Here is a 23,159-nt window from a genome sequence, read left to right as displayed (position 1 = left end):
GTGCGATCGCCATGCCCATGCCCTGGTCGCCATCGTCAGCCAGTAGGGCGCTCGGGCCTGAGCCCGCAAAGGGCTGGAACAGGCGGGCACTGTCGCCGCCATGCAGCCCATCCCCGGGGTGGCTGACCTCGATCAGGGCCCGGCCGGCATCTCCCACGCGGCGGCACGCCACCCAGACGGTGCCGTCTTGCGGGCAGTGGCTGATGGCAAAGCGCAGCAACTGGCTCAGGATCTCGCGCACATGGATGGGGTCGGCCCAGGCCACGGGGGATTCGCCTTCGATGACCAGGGTGACACGGCGCTCACGGGCGGCGGCCTCCAGGGCATGGCAGGCATCCTTGCACAAGGGCGGCAGGCTCAGACGCTGCGCATGCACGGGCAGCACGCGGTCTTCGGCATGGGCCAGTGTCACGGCTTTGTCCAGCAGTTGCAGCAGCTGCTGGGCTGCCTGCTGGATGTTGCCAATCTGGCGGTGGGCATCGCCACTTGTGGCCAGGTCCATGTCCAGCAACTGTGCAAAGCCCGCGATGGTGTTGAGCGGGCCGCGCATGCCGTGGCTGAGCTGCCCCAGGAAGGTGGTGCGACGGGCCAGGGCCACCTCGGCTTCCAGGCGCCGCTGGTGCTCTTGCTGGGCGCTGCGCTGGGCTCGCAGATCGGTCAGGATCTCGATGTAGCGGTCGATCTTGCCGTCGGGGCCGGGCAGGGGTTGCACGGTGCGCTCCACCCAGAAGGCTTCGCCGTCCTTGTGGTGCTGGCACATGGGCATGCGCTCCACGCCTTCACCCTGAGAGATCAACTGGTTGATGCGGGTGACGGCATCGGCATCGGTCTGGGGGCCGCTGAGCAGCTCTTCGACCTGGCGTCCATAGGCATCCTGCAGGGCGTAACCCGTCAACTGGGTGAAGGCCGGGTTGGCCCAGCGGATGCAGCGCTGCTCGTCGCAGACCAGCACCGCATCGGTGATGCGGTCGGCCATGAGCGCGAGCTCCTGGTTGGTGGCCTGCCCCCGTGCGGGGCGGGCGGACGGCGGCACGACGCTGGGGTCGTTGACGTTGTCCGCCTGGGATGAATCCGACATGACCTGTGCTCCTGATTGGAATCGCTGTACTGCTGCGGCCCCTTCATTTGAGTGGGGCTGTTCCGAGAGGATATCGACCAGCCCGCCGATCCGCAAGGGCTGGCTCCAATCGTGGTCAACACCCGACGTCATGTTGGCATGCTCGGATCGGCGCCGCCTGCGCCTGTGGTTCAATGGCCCTGAAAGACGGTGGCATTTTTGGCACTTCTGCGCGGGTCGTGGCCCCAGGTGGCCTAGAGTCACGCCTTGATCATTCTTGACCAGCGGAGCCTGCACGCATCATGAGCACTGTCTATGATTTCGAAGCCCAGACCATCACCGGCGAGCCGGTCAAGCTGGATCAGTACCGCGGCAAGGTGCTGCTGATCGTCAACACGGCGAGCAAGTGCGGGTTCACACCGCAGTTCGATGGGCTGGAGCGCCTGTGGAAGGACCACGGTGACAAGGGCCTGGTGGTGCTGGGCTTTCCCTGCAACCAGTTCGGCGGGCAGGACCCGGGCGACAACAGCGAGATCGCGTCTTTCTGCCAGCTCAATTACGGGGTGAGCTTCCCGATGATGGGCAAGATCGATGTCAATGGCCCGCAGGCCCACCCGCTCTATCAGTGGCTGGTCAAGGAGGCCCCCGGCATCCTGGGCACCAAGGCCATCAAGTGGAACTTCACCAAGTTCCTGGTGGCCCGCGATGGCCGTGTCCTGGGCCGCTACGCCCCGACCGATTCACCCAAGTCGCTGGTGGACGACATCCAGAAGGCCCTGGGGTGATGACCCGTCCGGTGTTGCTGGGCCGCTCCGGTCTGGCGCCAACGGGCGCACGCCGGGTACCGCGCCAGGCAGGGCGGGCACTCACGCCGGGTGAGGTGGGCATGGCCCGTCAGATCTTTGGGACGTCCGTGGCCTACGGACGTGTCAAGGTGCACCGGGGCCGCTTCCTGCCGGGCAGTGGCGACAACGCCATGACGCCTTTTGGCGAGATGCATTTCCCCGAGTCGGGCTACCGCGACGATTTCTCGCAGGCCAGCGATGCCGCCAAGATCTGGTTCATGCACGAGATGGTGCACGTCTGGCAACACCAGTTGGGGCGCTGCGTGATGTGCCAGGGGGCGGTGCTGGCGCTCAAGGGCGGTTACGGGCCCGAGTCTCACGCCTATGACTACGACCCCGATCTGGACCAGGGCAAGACCTTCTCGGAGTTCAACATGGAGCAGCAGGGCGATCTGATCGCCCACTACTTCGATGCTCGCTACCTGGTCAGCAATCCGTCGGTCCAGCATCCTCAGCGTGTGGCGCTGCTGCCGTTTTATGAGGCCGTTCTGGCCGATTTTCTGTTGAATCCCGCCGATGCCCGCCTTTTGCCCAAGAGCACCCGTGTGTGGCGTTAGGGGGGGGCTGGCCCTGGCCCTCGTGGTCATGGCGGCGTGCGCGCAGGCCACCTCGGCGGGCTACCACGGCCCGGTGGAGCTGTCCGTCCGGGGCGGTGAGCCCTGTCTGCATGTGCGCTTGGGTTCGCCGAGAGAAGATGCCAGGGGGTGGTCCGTGGCCTTGCAGGAGGCGCCAGAAGGGGCCGTGCTCTGGCGGCGAGACGTCCCACGCGAGCGTGGGCTGAAGGCGCCCACCTCGGTGGCAAGCTGCTTGCCGATCAGCGGCGTGGTCTGGCGGGTTGCGCGCCCCTATCGGGTGGAGCTGGGTACCTACCAGTCTTATCGCAGTGACTTCTGCTGGCGGCCTGCCCCAGCCACGGGGGGCGCTCCGAAGCTGCTGCATGTGGATGAAAAAACCGGACGTTGTACCGATCTGCCCTGGGTGGGCGGCGATGGCGATGCCTTGACCAGCCGAGGCACCTGGCATCGGCTGGTGCTGTGGTGGCGGGGGCTGTTCGATCACTGAGCGTGGCATGGGCCCCGGACATTGCCGATAATCTCGGCTTGCCTCCAGGAGCCCCGCACCATGTTCAAGCACGTTGACGCCTACCCCGGCGACCCCATCCTCACGCTCAACGAAGACTTTCAGAAAGACCCGCGCCAGGACAAGATCAACCTGAGCATCGGGATCTACTTCGATGAGCAGGGCCGCCTGCCCGTCATGGACGCGGTGCGCCAGGCCGAATCGGCCATGCTGGCCAGCATCGGCCCCAAGCCTTATCTGCCCATGACGGGTGCGCCCAACTACCGAGAGGCCGTGCAGCACCTGCTGTTCGGGGCCGACCATGAGGCCGTGACCAGCGGCCGCATCGCCACCATCCAGACCCTGGGGGGATCCGGCGGCCTGAAGGTCGGCGGAGACTTCCTCAAGCGCTACTTCCCCGATTCACAGGTGTGGGTGAGCGATCCCACCTGGGACAACCACCGCGCCATGTTCGAAGGCTGCGGCTTCCAGGTCAACACCTACCCCTACTACGACGCCGCCACCGGAGGCCTGAAGTTCGACGCCATGCTCGCCAGCATCGATGCCCTGCCGGCGCGCAGCATCGTGCTGCTGCATGCCTGCTGCCATAACCCGACCGGGGTGGATCTGAGCGCGGCGCAATGGACGCAGCTGATCGAGGTGCTCAAGGCACGCCAGTTGCTGCCGTATCTGGACATCGCCTACCAGGGCTTTGGCGATGGCATCGATGAAGATGCCCTGGCCCTGCGCGCGCTGGCCGATGCCGGGGTGAGCTTCTTCGTGGCCAACTCGTTTTCCAAGAGCTTCTCGCTGTATGGCGAGCGGGTCGGGGGCTTGAGCGTGGTCTGTCCGGACAAGGCGCAGGCCGGCCTGGTGCTGGGTCAGTTGATGGCGGCCGTGCGTCGCAATTACTCCAGCCCGCCCACACATGGCAGCCAGATCGTGGCCCGCGTGCTGCAGACGCCCGCCTTGCGGCAGGTCTGGGCCGATGAGCTGGGCGCCATGCGCTCGCGCATCAAGCTCATGCGTCAGCGCCTGTTTGATGGCGTGTCGAGCCTGTTGCCGGGCCGCGACGTGAGCTACTTCATCAACCAGCGCGGCATGTTCAGCTACACCGGCGTGAGCCCGCAGCAGGCCGATGCCCTGCGTGAGGTCCATGGCGTGTACGTGCTGCGCTCGGGCCGCATGTGTGCGGCGGGGTTGAACGCCAACAACGTCGACCGGGTGGCCGAGGCCTTTGCCAAGGTGCTCGCAGACTGAGTGCCTGAGCTGCATCCCCCTCGGGCGAGGGGTTGAACGGAGGGGCTCCTGCCTTGATACTTGAACTGTATCTAATTGTTTTTCGTATTGCGGGAGTCCCTATGACCTTTTCCATCAAGCATGTTGCCGCCGGTGTGGCCGCCATGGCGTTGTCCATCGCTGCACATGCAGCCCCGTTCGTGGTGGATGCCGCTGCGAACAGCTCTTCTGGCGGCACTGGCGCCAGCACCATCAGCCTGCTGGCTGGTCAGAGCTTCTCGGTCACCGTCAGCGCCACCGATCTGTGGAACGCCGGCCCGATTCCCCGCTGGTCCAATGCCGACGGCCTGATCGTGAACTTGCTGGCCACGGGCTCCGACGAATCGGGCTTCGCTGCGGGCACACCGATTGGCGCGCCTTTTGCGCTGTACACCCAGGCCGGTCACACCGCCGCCTATGGCGCCCTGGTGGGCCGCATCGGTTCGGGCAGCTTCTTCACTGTGGGCACGAACTACAGCGGCGTGGCCGCCACATCCGGCACCCTGCAACTGTTCTACTGGGACAGCAACAACGGTGACAACAGCGACTTCATCACCGCCAATGTGACCGCCGTGCCTGAATCCGGGACCCTGGCCATGGCGCTGGCAGGTCTGGGCGTGCTGGGCTTCCTGGGCCGTCGCCGCCAGGCCTGAGCCCTCACGCCATCGCGGCGGTGTCGGTCAGCTTGAAGCGGCCGACCACATCGGCCAAGGCCAGCGCCTGATCCTTCAGGCTGTCGGCCGCCGCCGCTGATTGTTCGACCAACGCGGCATTTTGCTGCGTCATCTCGTCCAGCTGGCTGACGGCGCCATGCACGGTGCCCACGCCGTTGGATTGCTCCCGTGTGGCATTGGCGATCTCGTGGATCAGCCCGGCCACACGGTCCACGGCGTTGACAATGGCGCCCATGGTCTGCCCGGCAGACTGCACCAGTTGTGCGCCGCTCTCCACCTGTTCTGTCGACGCCTGGATCAAGGACTTGATCTCGCGTGCCGCCTGAGCGCTGCGTTGCGCCAGGGTGCGCACTTCGCTGGCCACCACGGCAAACCCACGGCCTTGCTCACCCGCTCTGGCGGCCTCCACTGCGGCATTGAGCGCCAGAATGTTGGTCTGAAAGGCGATGCCGTCGATCACGCCGATGATCTCGCTGATGCGCCGGGCGCTGGCGTGGATGGCGTCCATGGTCTGGACCACTTCCTGCACGACCTGGCCGCCCCGTGCGGCCTGCTGAGAGGCCTCGGTGGCCATGAGCTGAGCCGATGATGAGGATTCAGCGTTGTGGCTGATGGTGCTGCTGAGCTCGTCCATCGACGAGGCCGTGTGCTGCAGGCTGGCGGCGGTCTGTTCGGTGCGCAGGCTCAGATCCTGATTGCCGGCCGCGATCTGCTGGCTGGCCAGGGCCACGCTGTCCACGCTGTCGCGCACGGTGGCCACCGTGTCGTGCAGACCGTCGGCCATGTGGCGCATGGCGCGGCTCAGTCGACCGATCTCATCCTGTGCCTCGTCCTGCCGATGTTGCCGTGAGGCCTGGCGGATGTCTCCCGTGGCCACGGCCTCGGCCAGTGTCACGGCCTGATCGATGCCCTGCACCAGGCGGCGCGAGGTTTGCCGCGCCAGCGCCCACAACGTGAGGGTGCACAGCAGGACGCCGGCCATGACCTGGCTGGCCTGCTGCAGAAAGTCCGAGCGGATGTCATCGACATACAGGCCTGAGCCGATCACCCAGCCCCAGGGGGCATAGCCCTGGACGTAGGAAATCTTGTCCACCGGCTGCTCCTGCCCCGGCTTGGGCCACTGATAGGCCACGAAACCCGCGCCATGCTCTCGCACGGTCTGCACGAAGTGGCGGAACAGGGGCACGCCCTGAGGGTCCTTGGTGTCACTCACATCCTGCCCATTGAGGGCTGGCTTGATCGGGTGATGCACCATGCGGTGGTTCATGTCGTTGACCCAGAAGTACTCGCGTTCCGAGTAGCGCAGCTTGTCCAGCGCGGCCAGGGCCTGCTGACGCGCGGCGGCGTCCTCCATCCGGCCTGACTGCGCCTGCTGTCCATACCATTGCACCAGGGAGTGGGCGACCTCGACCGCCTGTCGCACCGCCTGCTGGCGGTCGGCCATCTGCCGTTGGTAGATCGTCCACAACAAGCTCAGGGCCACGAAGAGCACGGCGCCAGAGAACATCATCACCAGCCATCGCAGCCGGGCGGCCACGCTGATGTGTCGGTACCACTTGAACATTGAAATCCTGCATGTGTAGAGCTGTACAACGCTCCCCACATCCCGCCGGCGGCGTCCGCCTGGCGGGACTGCAGACGCCGCACATGCGCGACGTCCCCCGGGGCGGCTGCTGTGCTGACGACATCGCCAGCGCAGTGCCCGCATGGTGCATGATCCTGTCTGGATCAAAACCGCGAATTGACCCCGTGTCGCCCGCCATTTGACGGGGCGTCGCATTGGGGGTTAGTCCCGAGGGGTGTCGGCGGGGCAGGCGGCCCGATCCTGCGAAGATTGCACTCCAAATCACCTGCATGCAGCAGCACGGCCATGAGCACTGACAAAATCTGGTTGAAGCATTACCCGCCCGGGGTTCCTCACGACGTGGATCCTTCGATCTACCGCTCGCTGGTCGAGTTGCTCGAAGAGGGCTTCTCCACCCACCGCGACAAGGCGGCCTACGCCTTCATGGGCAAGCGCTTCACCTTCTCGCAGATCGATGACGCCTCGCGTGCCTTCGCGGCCTATCTGCAAAGCCTGGGCCTGGTGGCCGGTGACCGCGTGGCCGTGATGCTGCCCAATGTGCCCCAGTATCCCGCCGCCGTGACGGCCATCCTGCGGGCCGGGTTTGTCGTGGTCAACGTCAACCCCCTCTACACCCCGCGCGAGCTGGAGCATCAGCTCAAGGACTCGGGTGCCAAGGCCATCGTCATCCTGGAGAACTTCGCCACCACGCTGCAGCAGGTGATCGCGCAGACCGAGATCAAGCATGTGGTGCTGGCCGCCATGGGCGACATGATGGGCCTGCTCAAGGGCGCGCTGATCAACCATGTGGTGCGCCGCGTCAAGAAGATGGTGCCTGCCTACCACCTGCCAGGGGCCGTGCGCTTCAATCAGGCGGTGTCCGATGGCCGCACCCGCACCTTGCGGCCGTCGCGGCCCGGGCCCGATGATGTGGCCGTGCTGCAGTACACCGGCGGCACCACCGGCGTGAGCAAGGGCGCCACGCTCCTGCACCGTAACATCATCGCTAACCTGCTGCAGTCCGAGGCCTGGAACGCCGCCACCTGGGAGCAGGTGCCCAATGGCGAGCAGCCCACCACCGTGTGCGCGCTGCCGCTCTATCACATCTTCGGCTTCACGGTCAGCATGATGCTGGGCCTGCGCCTGGGCGCCTGCAACATCCTGATCCCCAATCCGCGCGACATCCCGGCCACGCTCAAGGAGCTCTCGCGCTACAAATTCCACAGCTTCCCGGCGGTCAACACCTTGTTCAATGCCATGGCCCACCACCCCGATTTCGGCAAGGTGGACTGGAGCCACCTGCGCCTGTCGGTGGGTGGCGGCATGGCCGTGCAGCACGCCACAGCCAAGCTGTGGCGTGACAAGACGGGCTGCCCCATCGCCGAGGGCTATGGCCTGTCGGAGACCTCGCCTTCGGTGACCTGCAACCCGGTCTCGAGCTCGTCGTTCTCGGGCACCATTGGCCTGCCGCTGCCCTCCACCGAGGTGCGCATCCTGGATGACGACGGCCAGGAGGTGCCCCTGGGCATGCCCGGCGAGCTGGCCGTGCGGGGCCCACAGGTCATGGCCGGCTACTGGCAGCGCCCGGACGAGACCGCCAAGGTCATGACGGCCGATGGCTTCTTCCGCACCGGCGACATCGCCACCATGGACGAGCGCGGCTACGTCAAGATCGTCGACCGCAAGAAGGACATGATCCTGGTGTCGGGCTTCAACGTCTATCCCAACGAGGTCGAGGATGTCGTCACCCAGATGCCCGGCATCCTGGAGTGTGCGGCGGTGGGCATCCCGGATGCCAATGCCGGCGAGGCCGTCAAGCTGGTGGTCGTGCGCGAGGACCCGTCCATCACCGAGCTGCAGGTGCGCGAGTACTGCACCCAACACCTCACGGGCTACAAGCGCCCCAAGGTGGTGGAGTTCCGCACCGAGCTGCCCAAGACCATGGTGGGCAAGATCCTGCGGCGCGAGCTGCGCGACAAGAGCTGAGCACGGTGCGACGCCGGCTCAGTCGGGCCCCATCAGCTTGATGGGGCTGATCTCGACCGACTCCTGTCCATCGTTGACCCACACGGTGCCATCCTGCACCGTGATCTGCAATTGCATGCTGCGCTGGGCCATGGCCGCCAGGGCCTGGCTCTGATCGCTGGGCACCTGCCACACCGTCAGCTTGCTGGCGCGTGTCAGCTTGTTGGCGATGCCATTCCACCAGACCGGCGTGCTGCTCTGGAAGGCCCAGACCGTGACCCGGTCGGCGCGGCCACAGGCCTTCATGAGGCGCTTGTCATCGGGCTGGCCCACCTCCACCCATTGCAGGATCTCGCCCGAGAAGTTCTTCTGCCACAGGGCAGGCTCATCGGGCTCCCACATGTCCTTGGCCAGCTCCAGCGTGCCTTCCGAAGTGTCGGCGGGCCAGCCCAGGGCGAGGGCCAGCACACGGATCATCATGCGTTCATCGGCCTCGGAGGGGTGGCGCGCAATGGTGAGGGCGGGATCGGCGTAGACGTGGCGGTCCATGTCGGCCAGTTGAATCTGGGCCTTGTAGATGGTGGCTTTGATCGCCATGAGGAACTCTTTGTGTGAATGGGGGAAGGGGCCTCACTGGCGTGCCAGCCAGGCCTGCAGGTCGGCCAGAACGCGGGCGCGATCGGGCTCGTTGAAGATCTCGTGAGCCATGTGCTCATAGGCCTGCACCTGCACCACGGCAGCGGGTGCCGTCGCGGCAAAGCGCGCACTGCCTTGCGGGCGCACGCAGCGGTCTGATCCGGCATACAGCAGCAAGGTGGGCACGGTCCAGGTGGCGGCGCGCGCGTGCACCACCTCGCCGCTTTCGAGCATGAAGCGCGTGAGCCGACCGGTGATGCGGTCATGCACCAGGGGGTCGGCCAGATAGGCTTTGACCACCTCCGGGTCGTTGCTGACCCAGTCGGGATTCAGGCCGTTGCCCACGGCCACATCGGGGGTGAAGCGGCCGATGCTGTTGAGCAGGGCGCGCTGCAAGCCACTCAGGCCGATGTCCAGTGCGGGAGAGGACAGCATGCACAGGTCCACCTCGCGGCGCCAGGCCACGTCCTCCTTGGGTTGCGCGAGGGCCGACACGAAGCGTGCCACGGTGATCCCGCCCATGCTGTGGCCCAGCACGCCCAGGCGCTGCCCGGGGTGGTGCTGGCGCACCAGGTCGATCACGGCGGCCAGATCGTGCAGCAGGTCGTCGTCCCGGCGCAGGCCGCCGCGCGGGCCGGGTGAGCGGCCATGGCCACGGTGGTCATAGCCCACGACCGACCAGCCGCACTGGTTCAGGTGGCGGGCCACATGCTGATAACGGCCGGCGTGTTCGCCCAGGCCGTGAACCAGGCAGATCACGCCTTTGCTGGTGGCCGGGCACGGGGCGGGCCAGTGGGTGAGCGCCAGGGCCAGGCCGTCCCGGGTCGAGACGGTGGCGGGAAGCTGGGGCGCGGCAGTGTGCTCGTCAATGGTCATGCGGATGTCCTGCAAGATGTGGGGTGGCGAGGGGAATCACCAGGATCTCATCCAGTCGAGTCCTGCCGACGTGCCGCCCGGGCCGCTGTGGCGGGGGCGGTATTCGCAGCCGATCCAGCCGGTCCACCCCAGGCGGGTCAGTTCCGCCAGCACGTGAGCATAGTTCAATTCCCCCTGGTCGGGCTCGCCCCGGTCGGGCACGGCGGCGATCTGCAGGTGGCCCACCCGTCCAGTCGGCAGCCATTGTCGCAGGCGCATGGTGATGTCGCCCTCGACGATCTGGCAGTGGTAGAGGTCCATCTGCACCTGCAGGGCCGGTGAGCCAATGCGCTCGACCAGTTCATGGGCCTGGGCCTGGTGGGTGAGCAGGTAGCCCGGCATGTCGCGGGGGTTGATGGGCTCGATGGTCAGGATCCGGCCGGCGGCCTGCGCCTGGGCCGCGGCCCAGTGCAGGCGCTCCTGCAGGCGGTTCAGATCGGCCGCGCGGTCGGCGCCGGCCAGGCCCGACATGATGTGGATGCGCGGGCAGTCCAGCCGCTCGGCGCGGGCCAGGGCCGCGTCCACACTGCGGCGGAAGTCGGCCTCGCGCCCGGCCAGGCCGGCCAGACCGCGCTCGCCCTCGGCCCAGCGCCCGGGTTCGGCATTGAAGAGCACCAGTTGCAGGCCATGGGCCTGCAGTCGCGCCTGCACCTCAGGGTCGGGGTGTTCGTGCGGGAACAGGCACTCGACACCGCTGAAGCCATCGCGGGCGGCTGCCTCGAAGCGGTCCAGAAAGGGCAGCTCGGTGTAGAGCCACGAGAGGTTTGCGGCAAATCGGAGCGCCAAAGAAGAAGAGGGCATGTGCATGCCCTCTAGCCTAACGTGGACGGTGCCGGTCGACGATCAGAAGGTTTCCCAGTCGTCGTTGTGGCTGGCGGCCGGAGGCGAGGGCACGCGGGCGGCTGCGGTTTGCACGGGCTCCGGCGTGCCACTGGTGCTGGCCGCGCTGCTGGAGGCTGCGGGCTTGGCGGCCATGGCCTTGGGGCTGGCCGCCGGGGCCTTGGGCGCAGCCTTGCTGGCCGGTTTGTTCTGGAGGTGGGCCGACACATGGGCCTGCATCGCGGGCTGCGAAGGCAGGGGTTGCGACTGGGCCTGAGCCTGGGCACGAGCGATGACGCTGCTGGCCTGGGCCTGTGCTTCGGCCTGAAGCGAGGCGCGTGCCTGGCCCAGCTTGAAGGCCGAGACCGCCTGGGCCAGGCGCGTGGCCTGGTCCTTGAGGCTTTCTGCCGCTGCGGCCGATTGTTCGACCAGGGCGGCGTTCTGCTGCGTCATCTGGTCCAGCTCGTTGACGGACTGGTTGACCGTGCCGATGCCCTGGCTCTGCTCGACCGACGCGGCGCTGATCTCGCCAATGATGTCGGACACCCGGGCCACGCTGGTCATGATCTCCTGCATGGACAGGCCGGCGTCCTGCACCAGTTGCGAGCCAGATTCGACCTTCTCGGTCGAGGCGCTGATCAGGGTCTTGATTTCCTTGGCGGCCTGCGCGCTGCGCTGGGCCAGCGAGCGCACCTCACCGGCCACCACGGCAAAGCCGCGGCCCTGCTCGCCCGCACGGGCGGCTTCCACGGCCGCATTCAGCGCCAGGATGTTGGTCTGGAAGGCGATGCCATCGATCACGGTGATGATCTCGTTGATTTTGCGGCTGGCGCCATTGATCTCGGCCATGTTGGCCACCACCTGCGAGACGATCTGCTCGCCGCGCTGTGCGGCGGAGGCGGCGCCGGTGGCCATCTGATTGGCCTGGCGGGCGGCGTCGGCGCTTTGCATCACGGTGCTGGTCAACTGCTCCATCGAGCTGGCCGTCTGTTGCAGGTTCGAGGCGGTGTTCTCGGTGCGGGTGGACAGATCGTGGTTGCCGCTGGAGATCTCGCTCGACGCCGTCGAGATCGAGTCCGTGGCCTGGCGGATCACGTGCACCGTCTCGCGCAGGCGGGCCGTCATGTGGACCAGGGAGGCACGCAGGGAGTGGCGGTCCTTCTCCAGAATGTGGTCGTCGATGTCCAGATCGCCATCGGCGATGCGGCCCACCAGTTGGCGCAGGGCGGCAGGCTCGTCGCCCAGGTCTTTCCAGACCGAGGACACGATGGCGGCCGAGGACAGCCCCAGGACCAGCAGCACCGTCAGGCCGGTGCCCACCGAAGCCCATTGGCCCAGGGTCATCCCTTCGGCCACGGCCTGCTGGGCGGCGGTCAACTCGTCCTTGGCACGCTTCTGGTCGGCCTGAAACCGGGTCTGCAAGGCCTGTTGCGTGGCTTGCATCTTGCTGATGTCATCGGCGCCGCCGGTTTTTTGCAGCATGCCGCGTGTGGCGGCGATGCTGGCGCTCTGGAAGGCTTCGAAGGCCGCGCCGAGCTCATTGCCCACGGTGGCCTTGCCTTCGAGTTTCTTGATCGCGGCCAGGGCGGTGCGCCCGCCTGCCACGGCCGTTTCGGCGTCTTGCAGACGGTCGATGTTGCCTTCGGTCACGGCACCCTGCAGGTGGGTGCGCAATTGCTCGACACTGCGGTCAAACAGTGCCAGATTCTCGACGTAGGGCGAATCCACCTGACTGATGGTCTCGAAGCGGGCTGCCGTGCGCTCACCAATCACGAACGAGACGATCATGCCGACCACAAAGATGGCCGCCGCAGACACGGGCAGCATCCAGATTCTGGTTCGAAAATTCATTACTGACTCCTGCATGGGCAGCCTGGAGTGGTCCCAGGCTTGTTGACCCTTCGTGCATATCGGCATCATCTCGTCCGAAATTAAGGACAGAAGCGGCGATGAGGGAGTGATTTCCAGCACGAATCCTAGAATGGCGGGGATGTCACAAGCTCCGATGCCCCCGGCGGCTCCCTTGCCGCGCCCCACTTCTCGCCTGATGTTCTGGGTGGCCCTGCTGTATTTCTCGGAGGGGCTGCCGCTGGGCCTGTTCTACGACCTGTTCCCGGTGCACATGCGCCAGGCGGGCGTGGGCCCGGCCGAGATCGGCCTGCTCAGCCTGCTGGGGCTGGCCTGGACGGTCAAGTTCCTGTGGGCGCCGGTGATCGATGCCTGGCGGGGCCACCGCTGGTGGATCGCCGGGGCCAATGCCGGCATGGCCACCGTGCTGGCCTTGCTGGCCCTGCAGCCCGAGGCCCTGGGCACCGGGGCCACCTGGCCCTGGGTGCTGCTGGCGGGCTTCACGGTGCTGTCGGCCACCAATGACATTGCCACCGATGGCTACACCATCGAGCAATTGTCCAAAGGGCAACTGGGGGTGGCCAATGGGCTGCGCATCGGCTTTTACCGCGTGGGCATGCTGGCTGCGGGTGGCCTGCTGGTCACCGCGGGCTGGATGGGCACCCCCCAGGCGCCGCACTGGCAGGCCGCCTACGCCCTGGGCGCGGCCCTGCTGCTGACCAATGGCCTGCTGGCCCTGCTGGCGCCCCGCTCCTTGCCCCGGCCGGTGCGTGAGGCGGTGGGCACCCCGGTGGTGGGGGTGGCGGCCGAGTGGGCCCTGCTGCGCCAGCAACCCCTGTGGCTGTTGGCGCTGGGCCTGGTCCTGCTGGGCCTGTTGTGGCCCGTGCTGGGCCCGCTCGCCAAGGCCCTGTCGTGGACGGCGGTGCAAGGCATCAGCAGCACCTGGTGGTTCAAGGGGGCCTTGCCGGTGGGCCTGATGCTGGCGGGCAGCGCCCTCATGGTCAAGGCGGCCCAGCGCCCGCAATCCCAGGGCCTGCTGGAGGGGCCCGTGTTTGGCGCCTGGGTCAGCCTGCTGGGGCGGCCGGGCATGGTGCCGGTGCTGATCTTCATCCTGCTGTTCAAGCTGGGCGATGCGGCCATGGGCTTCATGGTCAAGCCCTTCTGGGTGGACAGCGGCTTCACCCCCGCGCAGATCGGCCTGGTGTCGGTGAACGTGGGCCTGGGCCTGTCGATCGCCGGCGGCGTGGTGGGCGGGCTGTATGTGGACCGCGCGGGCATCTTCAAGGGCCTGTGGGTGCTGGGGCTGGCGCAGGCCTTGTCCAACCTGGGCTACGGCGCCGCCGCCTGGTGGGTGCCGCAGGTGGCCGCTGGCACGGCCGTGGCGCCCGAGTACCAGATGGCGGTGTTCGCCGCCAGTGGCCTGGAGAGCTTCACCGGCGGGCTGGGCACGGGGGCCTTCCTGGCCTTCTTGATGGCCATCACCGACAAGCAGCGCGCCACCACCGAGTACGCCATCTTGTCGTCCATCTTTGCCTTTTCTCGGGCGGTGGCGGGCTGGGCCGGCGGCCTGGGGGTCGAGCAGATGGGCTACGCGGCCTTCTTCCTGCTGACCTTTGTGCTGTCATTCCCCGCCTACGCACTGCTGCCCCAGGTTCGGCGTATGCTTTTGCGATCCGAGGCGCGTTAAAGCCTCAGGACGTTCCTGATTTTTCAGATCTGATCATTGCCATGACCACTGCCTGTGACCGTGCTTCTTCCGTGGCCCCTGTTGGGCGCTCTCGCATCATGAAACCCCTCGCCGGGGGGCTCGCTGCGGTGGTGCTGGCTTGCGCCGGCCTGGGTGCCGTACCTGCCTGGGCCCGTGAAGGGGTGGAGGTGGGGGCGCCCTCCAAGCTCAGCCGCCTGGTGCCCGCCGAGCAGCTGGAGCAGGCCGCCGACCAGCAGTACACCCAGATGCAGCAAGATGCCCTCAAAAAAGGCATCCTGGTGTCCGAGAAAGACCCGCAGATGGTCCGCCTGAGCACCATCGCGCAGCGCATCATCCCTTTCAGCCTGGAGTGGAACCAGCGCTCGCCCAACTGGCGTTGGGAAGTGATCCTGCTCAAGTCTGACGAGATCAACGCCTACTGCATGCCCGGCGGCAAGATCGCCTTCTACACCGGCATCCTGGACACCCTCAAGCTGACCGATGACGAAGTGGCCATGATCATGGGCCACGAGATCGCCCACGCCCTGCGTGAGCACGCCCGCGCCCGCATGGGCAAGACGGCGGCCACGCGCATTGGCGCCAACCTGCTGTCCGGCCTGCTGGGCCTGGGCAACACGGGCGATGCCCTGCTCAACATGGGCGGCCAGTTGCTGACGCTCAAGTTCAGCCGCGAGGACGAGACCGAGGCCGACCTGATCGGCATGGAGCTGGCCGCCCGCTCGGGCTACGACCCCCGTGCCGGCGTGACCCTGTGGCAGAAGATGGCCGCCGCCAACAAGGGCGCGCCGCCGCAGTTCATGTCCACCCACCCCTCCAGCAAGACCCGCATCCAGGACATCCAGGCCAGCCTGGGCAAGGTGATCCCGCTGTACGACAAGGCGCCCAAGCCCAAGCAGCGCTTCGATGCGCCGCGCAAGACGGGCGAGCTCTACCTGCGTGATCTGGAGCCGCTCGAGTTCTGGGCCGTGGCCCAGCGCTGAAGCCAGCGCCCCGGCCTGATCAGATCAGGAAGGGGTTGTGGGCCTTCTCGTCGCCCAGGGTGCTTTGCGGCCCGTGGCCCGGCGTGAAGGTGACCGCATCGCCCAGGGGCAGCAGGCGCTGCTTGATCGAATCGATCAGCTGCGGGTGGCTGCCCCCCGGGAAGTCCGTGCGGCCGATGCTGCCGGCAAACAGCACATCGCCCACAAAGGCATGAGCCGCCTCGGGGGAATAGAACACCACATGGCCCGGCGTGTGGCCGGGGCAGTGCAGCACCTGCAGCTCGCTCTGCCCGATGCGCACCGTGTCGCCATGGTGCAGCCAGCGGTCGGGCTTGAAATGCTCGGCCTGCGGAAAGCCGAACATCTGGCTTTGCTGGGGCAGGGCATCGATCCAGTACTGATCGCCCTCGTGCGGGCCCACGATGGGCACGCCCTGGGTGCGCGCCAGCGTGCCCGTGGCCCCGGCATGGTCGATGTGGGCATGGGTCAGCCACAAGGCCTTGAGCGTCAGGCCGCGCCGCTCGATCTCTGCCAGCAGGCGGGGGATGTCACCGCCTGGGTCGATCAGGGCCGCCTCCTGCGTCTGGTCGCACCACACGAGGGAGCAGTTCTGTTCGAAGGCGGTGACGGGGATGGTGTGGTGGTGGAGCATGGGCGTGCGAACAAAGGCTCAGTGGGGTCGGCAAATTATCGGACAGGCTTGGGGAGGCGATGACACCTGCCCCTCATGGTTCATGATGATCGTGCTCAGCTAGTGGCTCATCCCCTTGATCTGGGGCGCGATGGGATATGTGGCTGATCGCCGCCGACGGCTGATGTGGTTTGCCCTTCGCGGTGGGGGTGTCATGCATGGCGGCTTATGGCATTCATTTGAAGACATTGGCCTTCACGATGGAGGCAATCAGTGGGTGAGGCCTTGGCCTCGTTTGATTCAATGTCCGGTCCAGGCTGATCAGCGACATTCTCGCGCTGTGCCTGTTGGCCCCTACGGTCAACAGCAGACACTGACTGCCGCAGAGATCACGAGTCAAGCCGCATGCCGACTGAGAGTGGATTGACCGGCAAATCGACCACAGGCAATGGGCGACTGGCAATCGTCCAGGCTTCCGACCAAGGCAGGCCTAGCGTCACCAACAAGGTGGCTGAAACTTTTTCCGGCAGATCGTCAGGCGAACCAAAAGGGTCGCCTGCGTGCTGGGACACGGTGACCTCAGCCATGAGTCCTCCCAGTATGGTGCTCCCCACAGCGACCACCAGGCTCGCAAGGTCGTGGCAGACAAAGCGCTTGGCCTCGATGCCTGTCGTCACGTCTCTGAGCAGATAGCGCCCGAGGCCTGCATGCAGGCTATCGCGATTGAAATTGGTGGTCAGCACAAACTTGCCCCACACGGGATCGGCCCTTCCGTGCCGCATCGTGTAGCGCGCGGATGCCGCAATCTTCTCGGCCGGGTCCGCGACTTGTTCGCCCAGCTTGTCGAGCGCCGCGGCATAGTGCTCGATCAACTCCTCCTTCAAGTTCTGGAAGATCGCCTCTTTGGACGGGAAGTAGTTATAGAACGAACCAAAACCGACATCCGCCGCATTGGTGATGTCTTGAATGGCCACCCCGTCCAGCCCCTTGGCTGACATCAGCTGCAAAGCGGCACGCATCAGTTTGAAGCGTGTCTCCTGTCGCCGCTTGTCCTGGCGCGTTGTTGCCGCGCCGACCGAGTCACGACCTGTTTCGTCGGTCGGTTTCGCTTTCCCGACTTTCAGCGCACCCCTCGTCCGTTTGGATGGGGCGTTGGCGTTTCCTGGAGGCATCGACTTCTTGAAGGGAGGCATGACCGGAGTGAGGTGAAAGCGGCGACTACCACCCAAGACTAACAGCAGCGCACAACCTGGCACAAACCCTATATCGCGATAAAACTGATGACTTTATCATTAACGATCAATCAGTCAACTTATCGAGGTTTTCATGGGTTTTCCTGCTTTTCCCTCCCGTCAACTCACAGCCGAAGAACTCCGGCGCTACGACGCGGATGGGGTCATCATGCTCAAAGGCGCGCTGGACAAGAACTGGGTTGAAATGGTGGAGCGAGGTGTCGAAGAAGCCCGCAACGCCCAATCTGTGACGGGCAAGTTCATGTCCCGCAAGACAGAGGGCTACAAGATGGACATCTTCTTGTGGAAACGTATCGACGTGCTGCGCGACCTGGTCTACTACGGCCCCTTTGCCCGGTGGGCTAAGGACTTGATGCGGTCCGAAGAGGTCCGCTTCTTTTACGACCAGATGTTCATCAAGGAGCCGGGCACGGATGCGCCGACCCCTTGGCACCAGGACTTGACCTTCTGGCCCATTCGAGGCGAACAGATCACCTCGTTCTGGATCCCCTTGAATCCGGTGACGACCGAAAACAGCGGGCTGTTGTATGTGAGGGGTTCACACAAGTGGCCGCAACGCTTCAAGTCCTTGTCGCCTGACTACGTGGCGGCACTGATCGATGAAAATGCGGACGACATTCCCGACATCAATGCCAACCCAAACAAGTACGACCTGCTCCACTGGGACATGGAGCCTGGCGACATCCTGATGTTTCACCCCCTCACGCTGCACGGCTCGTTCGGCAACAAGTCCCGCACGACACCGAGACGCGCGCTGGCGCTGCGCTGGACTGGCGACGATGTGATCTACGAGCCTGGCGCCAAGCGCATGCCCATTCACTTCCGACATGACTCTCAGCCTGGTGGTCCATTGAAAGGCGCGGCATTCCCGATCATCCTGCCTCACCATGATCCCGCAGAGCGTGCAGCGCGCGTGCAGATAGAACATGAGCAACCGCACAAGATGATTGGCTCGGCGATTCACAACGCCGTCTCCGCCGTCAAGCTGGAACTGAGTGGCAACAAGTCGACCATTGCGCCGCGCCAGACCTGGGGCGACCCCTCGAAGATTGGGCCGGCAACCAATCAACAGACGAAGTAACCAGGGGCCTCTCAAATGCGAAAGATCTTTGTCGCCGCAGTGGCAGGCGCAGCGCTGCTTGCGTACTTCAGCCTTTGGCCCGTGGACATCGCGCCCGTGGGCTGGGAACCGCCGGCCCAGGCACCATCCACAGCCATCACCAAAGGCAGTCTGGCGTCAATCGAACGCATGGCCGCGAATCAGGGCACAGGACCTGAGGGCATATCTCTGGACGCCAGCGGTCGGGTCTATGCTGGCTACCTGGATGGGCGTGTGGTGCGCTTCTCACGCGATGGCCAGCATGTAGATGTTCTGGCCAACACAAAGGGCCGCCCGTGGGGGACATACGCTTCTGCTGATGGTCAGAGCGTACTGGTGGCAGATGCCATCAAGGGGCTTCTGAAAATCGAGGCGGGACGTGTCAGCACGCTGGCAACGGAAGCCGAAGGCATTCCCTTTCGCTTGACAGATGATGTTGTTCAAGGACCCTCAGGCAAGATCTACTTCTCCGATGCATCGTCCAAATTCGGCATCGACAAGATGATGTCGGACGTGTTCGAGCACGGCGCGAATGGGCGTTTGCTGCAATACGATCCGGTCAGCAAGAATGTCACCGTTCTGATGAAGGGACTGCATGTCGCCAACGGTGTCACGTTAGGGCCTGATGAGAGCTGCATCCTCGTGTCGGAAACCTTGTCCTACCGCGTCTGGCGCTATTGGTTGAAGGGCGCCAAAGCCGGCCAGAAAGAGGTGTTCATCGACAACCTGCCCGGCTTTCCTGACAACATCAGCTTCAATGGTCGAGACGGATATTGGCTGGCCTTGTATGCCCCCAGAGATGCCTTGCTGGATGCGTTACTCCCGTATCCTGCACTGCTCAAGGCGGCCTATCGCATCCCTCAGACGCTTCAACCAAAAGCGAAAAAAGTGGCGCATGTCCTGAAGCTCGATATGAATGGCAAAGTGCTGGTCGATCTGCAAGACGATCAACCCACCGCTTACGCGCCCATCACCAGCGTGCGGGAATTCGACGGCGCGCTCTATTTCGGCAGCATCGAGTATCCGGCTGCAGGTCGCATGCGTTTGCCATAGAGCCGCATGGGCTAAACCGCAGGTGGTCGAGCGGAATGAAAACTCCCTGTAAAGTCATTCGGCTACAGCTCCAAGTACAGCGACTATTCTTGCGCTCCTGTGGCCAAACTCCAGATCAGTTTGATGGCGCTAAGCGGACATACGCAGCCGACTGCCACTGACAACAACCGCTGCAAAGCTCCGGCACGGCTAGGTCGATCTACACAGGCTTGAGCGCATCAATGACCTAGCTCAGGGCAATTGCTGACACGGAGGCACCAGGCATGAGGCATTGCGCCACCACCTCGGCCTTGAACTGCTTGCTGTACGTGCGCTGCGTGCATACACCCACAACGCCAGGTGGTCGTCAGATGCTTACCCACATTCCATCGCAGGCCTCAAGTAAAACGGGGTGTCCGTCTTGAGACGAACGCCCCGGCGAGTGATCCCAAAGATCTGTCATCCCTTGACGCACACCACCTGCTTGAGCGTATGCACCACATCCACCAGGTCGCGCTGAGCCTCCATCACAGCGTCAATGTCCTTGTACGCAGCGGGGGTCTCATCGATCACGTCCTTGTCCTTGCGGCACTCCACGCCTTCGGTGGCGGCACGGTGGTCGGCCAGCGTGAAGCGACGCTTGGCCTCCCCACGGCTCATGACACGACCGGCCCCGTGTGAGCAACTCTCGAAGCTCTCCGGGTTGCCCTTGCCACGCACGATGTAGCTGCGCGCGCCCATGCTGCCGGGGATGATGCCCAACAGGCCTGCCTTGGCGCTGACCGCACCCTTGCGAGTCACAAAGATGTCTTCGCCAAAGTGATGTTCGCGTTGCACGTAGTTGTGATGGCAGTTCACGGCCTCGATATGGCTTTGGAAGTTCTTGCGGATCACGGTCTTGGCGGCCTCGATCACGCGGCGCATCATCACCTCGCGGTTGATGGCGGCGAACTTCTGCGCCCAACCCACACCACGCACGTAGTCGCCAAAGTAGCGGCTGCCTTCTTCAAAGTAGGCCAGATCGCGGTCAGGCAGATGGGCATTGTTTCGAATGGCATCCTGCTTGGCCAGTTCGATGAACATGGTGCCGATGAAGTTGCCCACGCCACGCGAACCCGAGTGCAGCATGAACCACACGGCACCTTGCTCGTCCAGACAGACCTCGATGAAGTGGTTGCCTGTCCCAAGCGTGCCCAGGTGGTTGCGGTTGTTGGTCTTGGCGATCTTGGGATAGTCGCGGCACAGCTCGGTGAACTCCGGCTCCAGTTGCGCCCAGGCGGTGTCCACCGAGCCCGGCACCTTCTGCCAGGCCCCCGGATCACGGTTGCCTGGCGCGCGTCCATGCGGCACGGCACGCTCGATGGCGGCACGCAGCGGCCCCAGGTTATCGGGCAGGTCTTCGGCGGTGAGCGTGGTCTTGCAGGCCATCATGCCGCAGCCGATGTCCACACCCACCGCGGCCGGGATGATGGCCTTGATGGTGGGGATGACCGAACCCACGGTCGCCCCAATACCAAAGTGCACATCCGGCATGGCCGCGATGTGTTTGAACACGACGGGCAGACGGGCCGCATTGGTGAGCTGGCGACGGGCTTCGTCTTCCACAGGCACACCGCGTGTCCACATCTTCACCGGCACGCCACCCGGCGTGTCTTCTTCGATGTAATTCGTTTCCATGATGATTCTCATTCTTCAATAAAGGGAGGCGGCAACGCCGCCCCCGTGTAATGCGCTGGCTGAACTAGGCCTTGAGCTTGACCAGGCCGTTGAGCACCTGGTCCAGACCGCCGAACACGGAGATCTTGTCGATGCGTTCGGCCACACGCTCCAGAGTCTCCAGCTCCTTCATGCGCAAGGCGACAGGGTTGCCCTCCATTACCTTGGCGGTGTTGAGCAAGGATCGCGTGGCAGCGGTTTCCTCACGACGACGGATCACGTTGGCCTGGGCGGCCTTTTCGGCTTCGACCACTTGCGCCAGGATGGTCTTCATCTCGCCGGGCAGCACGATGTCTTTCACTCCGGCGGTTTCCAGGTCGATGCCGTAGGCCACCAGGCGTGCCTTGACGTGTGCCATCACGACTTCGTCGATCACGGTCTTGTTCTCCAGCAACTCATCGAGCGTGCGCGTACCCACGGCCGAACGCAAGCCGAACTGCAGCTCGCGGTACAGGTGTTCTGCGGGCTTTTGCAGTTGCGTGTAGGCCTTGAGCACATCGGTGAAGCGCCACGATGCCGACAGGTTCAGGCGCAGGCCGACCTTGTCCTTGGTGAGGATGTCCTGGCCGGACACTTCCACCACCTGCAGACGCAAGTCCACCAACTCCACCGACACGTTGCGGTTGTACTTCCAGAAGCCGTACGAGCCGGGCTTCAGGAGCGAGTCCACCTTGCCATCGATGTGCAGTACACCCACGCCGTACTCTGGCACCTGCACGGTGAGAACACCGATCAGGCCAGCCACCTGACGTTGACGCATCTGCGTCTGCGTCAAGCGAGCCACCAGCTCGGCAGGCAGCTCGGCCTGGTCGCTGATATCGATCACATCGACCTTGACCTCGTGCAGGCCCTTCCAGTACAGGCGTCGCGTGGTGGGCGCCAGCAACTCGACCAGCACGCCGTTCTCGTAGCGCAGTCCCACCTCGGTTTCCTTGAGGTCAACGCGCACGAACTCGGCTTGCACCACCTCGGGCTCCTTGGCCATCAGGTAGTCAGTCAGACCGTGCACGAAGGCGGACTGTTCCATCGAGAAGGTCTCGACACGCACATTGCTCAAGGCCGTGGCCAGCCAGTGACGGCCAGGCTGCAGCACGCGCTCGAAGTCGCCATTGCGCAGCAGCAGGCCACGCTCGTTCTTTTTGACAGTGACACGTTTGAATCCCAACATGGGTTTCTCCTTTATTTGTATGAGGGTGCCGTTACAGCACCGGCTGCGGACAGGGAAGGCCTCGACTCAGGCATGGCGGATTCGCGATGTGCCGTCCTCCCTGATCGACACGCCACTTGGCCACCTGCGCGAGCCACGCGTTTTCCTTGCACAAGCCGCCAGCGCTGACAGATGGCAAGCCATCTGCGTTCGGCGGTGGTCTTGCGACCGTTGAGATGCAACCTTGGTAAGGTTGTTGGTACGGGAGTCGAACCCGTGACAGACGCATTACTAGTGCGTTGCTCTACCCGACTGAGCTAACCAATGGGTGGCTGCTTGGGAATTGAACCCATCACCGTTGCCGGTGCTGACCACAGACAGCCCAATCAACCGTTTCCAACAGACGCGGCATGCACCATGGCAACAGGTTTGAACCTGGCCACAGCGCACCGGCGGGGCGGGCTGTCGCCCGAACCCCTGACCTGTGAGCGCCTGCCTTTCACGGCAGACTCGTTGGCACCAGAACCTTTCAGTTCAGGCGCGATCCTTTAGGCATGCGCGAAGCCAGCCATTCGTGTGTCAGTGCATGCTTTCCGTTGATCGGCGCAGCTCACGCTTGAGGCGCTGCCGCTCTTGCTTGTTGTTCGATTGATGAGAGCCTGCCTTACGCTGCATGGCAGGAGCGACGAGTGGGTTCCTCGGTTTGGAGGGCCCGCGTTTGGGTGTTCTCATGACAAGATCCTTGGCGAATGAATGGCGCCTCGTGACCGATTCGAACGGCCGACGCCCGGCTCTTCAGGCCGGCACTCTGGCCACTGAGTTAACGAAGCAAGCTGTCCACTTCGGCTGTGCCCAAGCGCGAGCACTCATGGACGGCTGTCCAGAGTCGATGTCTCGCTGCATGTGGATCCGGGCCCGGACCACACACATCCC

The 23,159-nt window shown here is 64.7% G+C and carries 20 protein-coding genes and 2 tRNA genes; 10 read left to right on the top strand and 12 right to left on the bottom strand.

Annotated elements, in window-relative coordinates; genetic code table 11:
- Positions 1 to 1,078: PAS domain-containing sensor histidine kinase (locus VFW84_RS13560; RefSeq protein WP_329680991.1), on the bottom strand; the 1,078-nt coding region annotated here is incomplete at its 3' end.
- A 281-nt stretch (positions 1,079 to 1,359) separates the two neighbouring features.
- Here VFW84_RS13560 and VFW84_RS13555 point away from each other — a divergent pair.
- The 5 genes from VFW84_RS13555 to VFW84_RS13535 all read left to right on the top strand — a co-directional run bounded on the left by VFW84_RS13555 (position 1,360) and on the right by VFW84_RS13535 (position 4,892).
- Positions 1,360 to 1,842, top strand: coding sequence for a glutathione peroxidase (locus VFW84_RS13555; RefSeq protein ID WP_329680990.1), 483 nt, complete (start codon positions 1,360 to 1,362; stop codon positions 1,840 to 1,842).
- Positions 1,842 to 2,459 (top strand): Rhs element Vgr protein, encoded by a 618-nt coding sequence (locus VFW84_RS13550; protein ID WP_329680989.1) that lies wholly within the window; start codon positions 1,842 to 1,844, stop codon positions 2,457 to 2,459. Before VFW84_RS13555 ends, VFW84_RS13550 begins: the two co-directional genes overlap by 1 nt.
- Positions 2,446 to 2,964, top strand: a complete 519-nt coding sequence (locus VFW84_RS13545; RefSeq protein WP_329680988.1) for a hypothetical protein — start codon at positions 2,446 to 2,448, stop codon at positions 2,962 to 2,964. Before VFW84_RS13550 ends, VFW84_RS13545 begins: the two co-directional genes overlap by 14 nt.
- Before the next feature lie 60 nt (positions 2,965 to 3,024).
- Complete coding sequence (locus VFW84_RS13540) at positions 3,025 to 4,221, top strand: amino acid aminotransferase (protein WP_329680987.1); 1,197 nt, start codon at positions 3,025 to 3,027, stop codon at positions 4,219 to 4,221.
- 101 nt (positions 4,222 to 4,322) lie between these two features.
- Positions 4,323 to 4,892: a PEP-CTERM sorting domain-containing protein gene (locus tag VFW84_RS13535; protein ID WP_329680986.1), complete on the top strand. Its 570-nt coding sequence runs from the start codon at positions 4,323 to 4,325 to the stop codon at positions 4,890 to 4,892.
- A gap of 4 nt (positions 4,893 to 4,896) precedes the next feature.
- On the opposite strand, the gene VFW84_RS13530 is transcribed toward VFW84_RS13535, so the two are convergent.
- Complete coding sequence (locus VFW84_RS13530; protein ID WP_329680985.1) at positions 4,897 to 6,477, bottom strand: methyl-accepting chemotaxis protein; 1,581 nt, start codon at positions 6,475 to 6,477, stop codon at positions 4,897 to 4,899.
- A 306-nt stretch (positions 6,478 to 6,783) separates the two neighbouring features.
- On the opposite strand from VFW84_RS13530, the gene VFW84_RS13525 reads away from it, so the two are divergent.
- On the top strand, positions 6,784 to 8,463 hold the full coding sequence (locus tag VFW84_RS13525; RefSeq protein WP_329680984.1) for a long-chain-fatty-acid--CoA ligase: 1,680 nt from the start codon (positions 6,784 to 6,786) through the stop codon (positions 8,461 to 8,463).
- An 18-nt stretch (positions 8,464 to 8,481) separates the two neighbouring features.
- On the opposite strand, the gene VFW84_RS13520 is transcribed toward VFW84_RS13525, so the two are convergent.
- The 4 genes from VFW84_RS13520 to VFW84_RS13505 are packed head-to-tail and all read right to left on the bottom strand — an operon-like array spanning position 8,482 to position 12,663.
- A complete protein-coding gene (locus tag VFW84_RS13520) occupies positions 8,482 to 9,039 on the bottom strand; it encodes a YaeQ family protein (protein WP_329680983.1) in 558 nt (185 codons plus the stop codon).
- Positions 9,040 to 9,072: 33 nt separating this feature from the next.
- Positions 9,073 to 9,954, bottom strand: a complete 882-nt coding sequence (locus VFW84_RS13515) for a lysophospholipase (RefSeq protein ID WP_329680982.1) — start codon at positions 9,952 to 9,954, stop codon at positions 9,073 to 9,075.
- A gap of 36 nt (positions 9,955 to 9,990) precedes the next feature.
- Positions 9,991 to 10,794 (bottom strand): 2-oxo-tetronate isomerase, encoded by an 804-nt coding sequence (gene otnI, locus VFW84_RS13510; RefSeq protein WP_329680981.1) that lies wholly within the window; start codon positions 10,792 to 10,794, stop codon positions 9,991 to 9,993.
- Positions 10,795 to 10,836: 42 nt separating this feature from the next.
- On the bottom strand, positions 10,837 to 12,663 hold the full coding sequence (locus tag VFW84_RS13505; RefSeq protein WP_329680980.1) for a methyl-accepting chemotaxis protein: 1,827 nt from the start codon (positions 12,661 to 12,663) through the stop codon (positions 10,837 to 10,839).
- Positions 12,664 to 12,802: 139 nt separating this feature from the next.
- On the opposite strand from VFW84_RS13505, the gene VFW84_RS13500 reads away from it, so the two are divergent.
- Together VFW84_RS13500 and VFW84_RS13495 are read left to right on the top strand one after the other, a co-directional pair.
- Complete coding sequence (locus tag VFW84_RS13500) at positions 12,803 to 14,347, top strand: MFS transporter (RefSeq protein WP_329680979.1); 1,545 nt, start codon at positions 12,803 to 12,805, stop codon at positions 14,345 to 14,347.
- 98 nt (positions 14,348 to 14,445) lie between these two features.
- Positions 14,446 to 15,348, top strand: coding sequence for a M48 family metallopeptidase (locus tag VFW84_RS13495; protein WP_329680978.1), 903 nt, complete (start codon positions 14,446 to 14,448; stop codon positions 15,346 to 15,348).
- 19 nt (positions 15,349 to 15,367) lie between these two features.
- Here VFW84_RS13495 and VFW84_RS13490 read toward each other — a convergent pair whose 3' ends face one another.
- Positions 15,368 to 16,000, bottom strand: coding sequence for an MBL fold metallo-hydrolase (locus VFW84_RS13490; protein WP_329680977.1), 633 nt, complete (start codon positions 15,998 to 16,000; stop codon positions 15,368 to 15,370).
- Positions 16,001 to 16,368: 368 nt separating this feature from the next.
- On the bottom strand, positions 16,369 to 17,172 hold the full coding sequence (locus tag VFW84_RS13485; protein WP_329680976.1) for a TetR/AcrR family transcriptional regulator: 804 nt from the start codon (positions 17,170 to 17,172) through the stop codon (positions 16,369 to 16,371).
- 133 nt (positions 17,173 to 17,305) lie between these two features.
- Between VFW84_RS13485 and VFW84_RS13480 the strand changes: the two genes are divergently transcribed.
- Positions 17,306 to 18,313, top strand: a complete 1,008-nt coding sequence (locus tag VFW84_RS13480; RefSeq protein WP_329680975.1) for a phytanoyl-CoA dioxygenase family protein — start codon at positions 17,306 to 17,308, stop codon at positions 18,311 to 18,313.
- Positions 18,314 to 18,328: 15 nt separating this feature from the next.
- The gene (locus VFW84_RS13475; RefSeq protein ID WP_329680974.1) at positions 18,329 to 19,384 is read left to right on the top strand and encodes an SMP-30/gluconolactonase/LRE family protein; all 1,056 of its coding nucleotides are present in this window, start codon (positions 18,329 to 18,331) and stop codon (positions 19,382 to 19,384) included.
- Positions 19,385 to 19,822: 438 nt separating this feature from the next.
- On the opposite strand, the gene VFW84_RS13470 is transcribed toward VFW84_RS13475, so the two are convergent.
- The 4 genes from VFW84_RS13470 to VFW84_RS13455 all read right to left on the bottom strand — a co-directional run bounded on the left by VFW84_RS13470 (position 19,823) and on the right by VFW84_RS13455 (position 23,056).
- Positions 19,823 to 21,040, bottom strand: a complete 1,218-nt coding sequence (locus VFW84_RS13470) for an RtcB family protein (RefSeq protein WP_329680973.1) — start codon at positions 21,038 to 21,040, stop codon at positions 19,823 to 19,825.
- A 64-nt stretch (positions 21,041 to 21,104) separates the two neighbouring features.
- Positions 21,105 to 22,247 carry a slipin family protein gene (locus VFW84_RS13465; RefSeq protein WP_329680972.1) on the bottom strand — a complete coding sequence of 381 codons (1,143 nt, stop codon included), beginning with the start codon at positions 22,245 to 22,247 and terminating at the stop codon, positions 21,105 to 21,107.
- A gap of 232 nt (positions 22,248 to 22,479) precedes the next feature.
- Positions 22,480 to 22,553: transfer RNA gene (locus tag VFW84_RS13460), tRNA-Thr, on the bottom strand.
- Positions 22,554 to 22,980: 427 nt separating this feature from the next.
- Positions 22,981 to 23,056: transfer RNA gene (locus VFW84_RS13455), tRNA-Phe, on the bottom strand.
- Between the last annotated feature and the right edge of the window lie 103 nt (positions 23,057 to 23,159).

It is taken from the genome of Aquabacterium sp., from assembly GCF_036279655.1.
GTDB lineage: Bacteria > Pseudomonadota > Gammaproteobacteria > Burkholderiales > Burkholderiaceae_C > Aquabacterium.
This window is presented reverse-complemented; position numbering and strand designations above follow the sequence as displayed.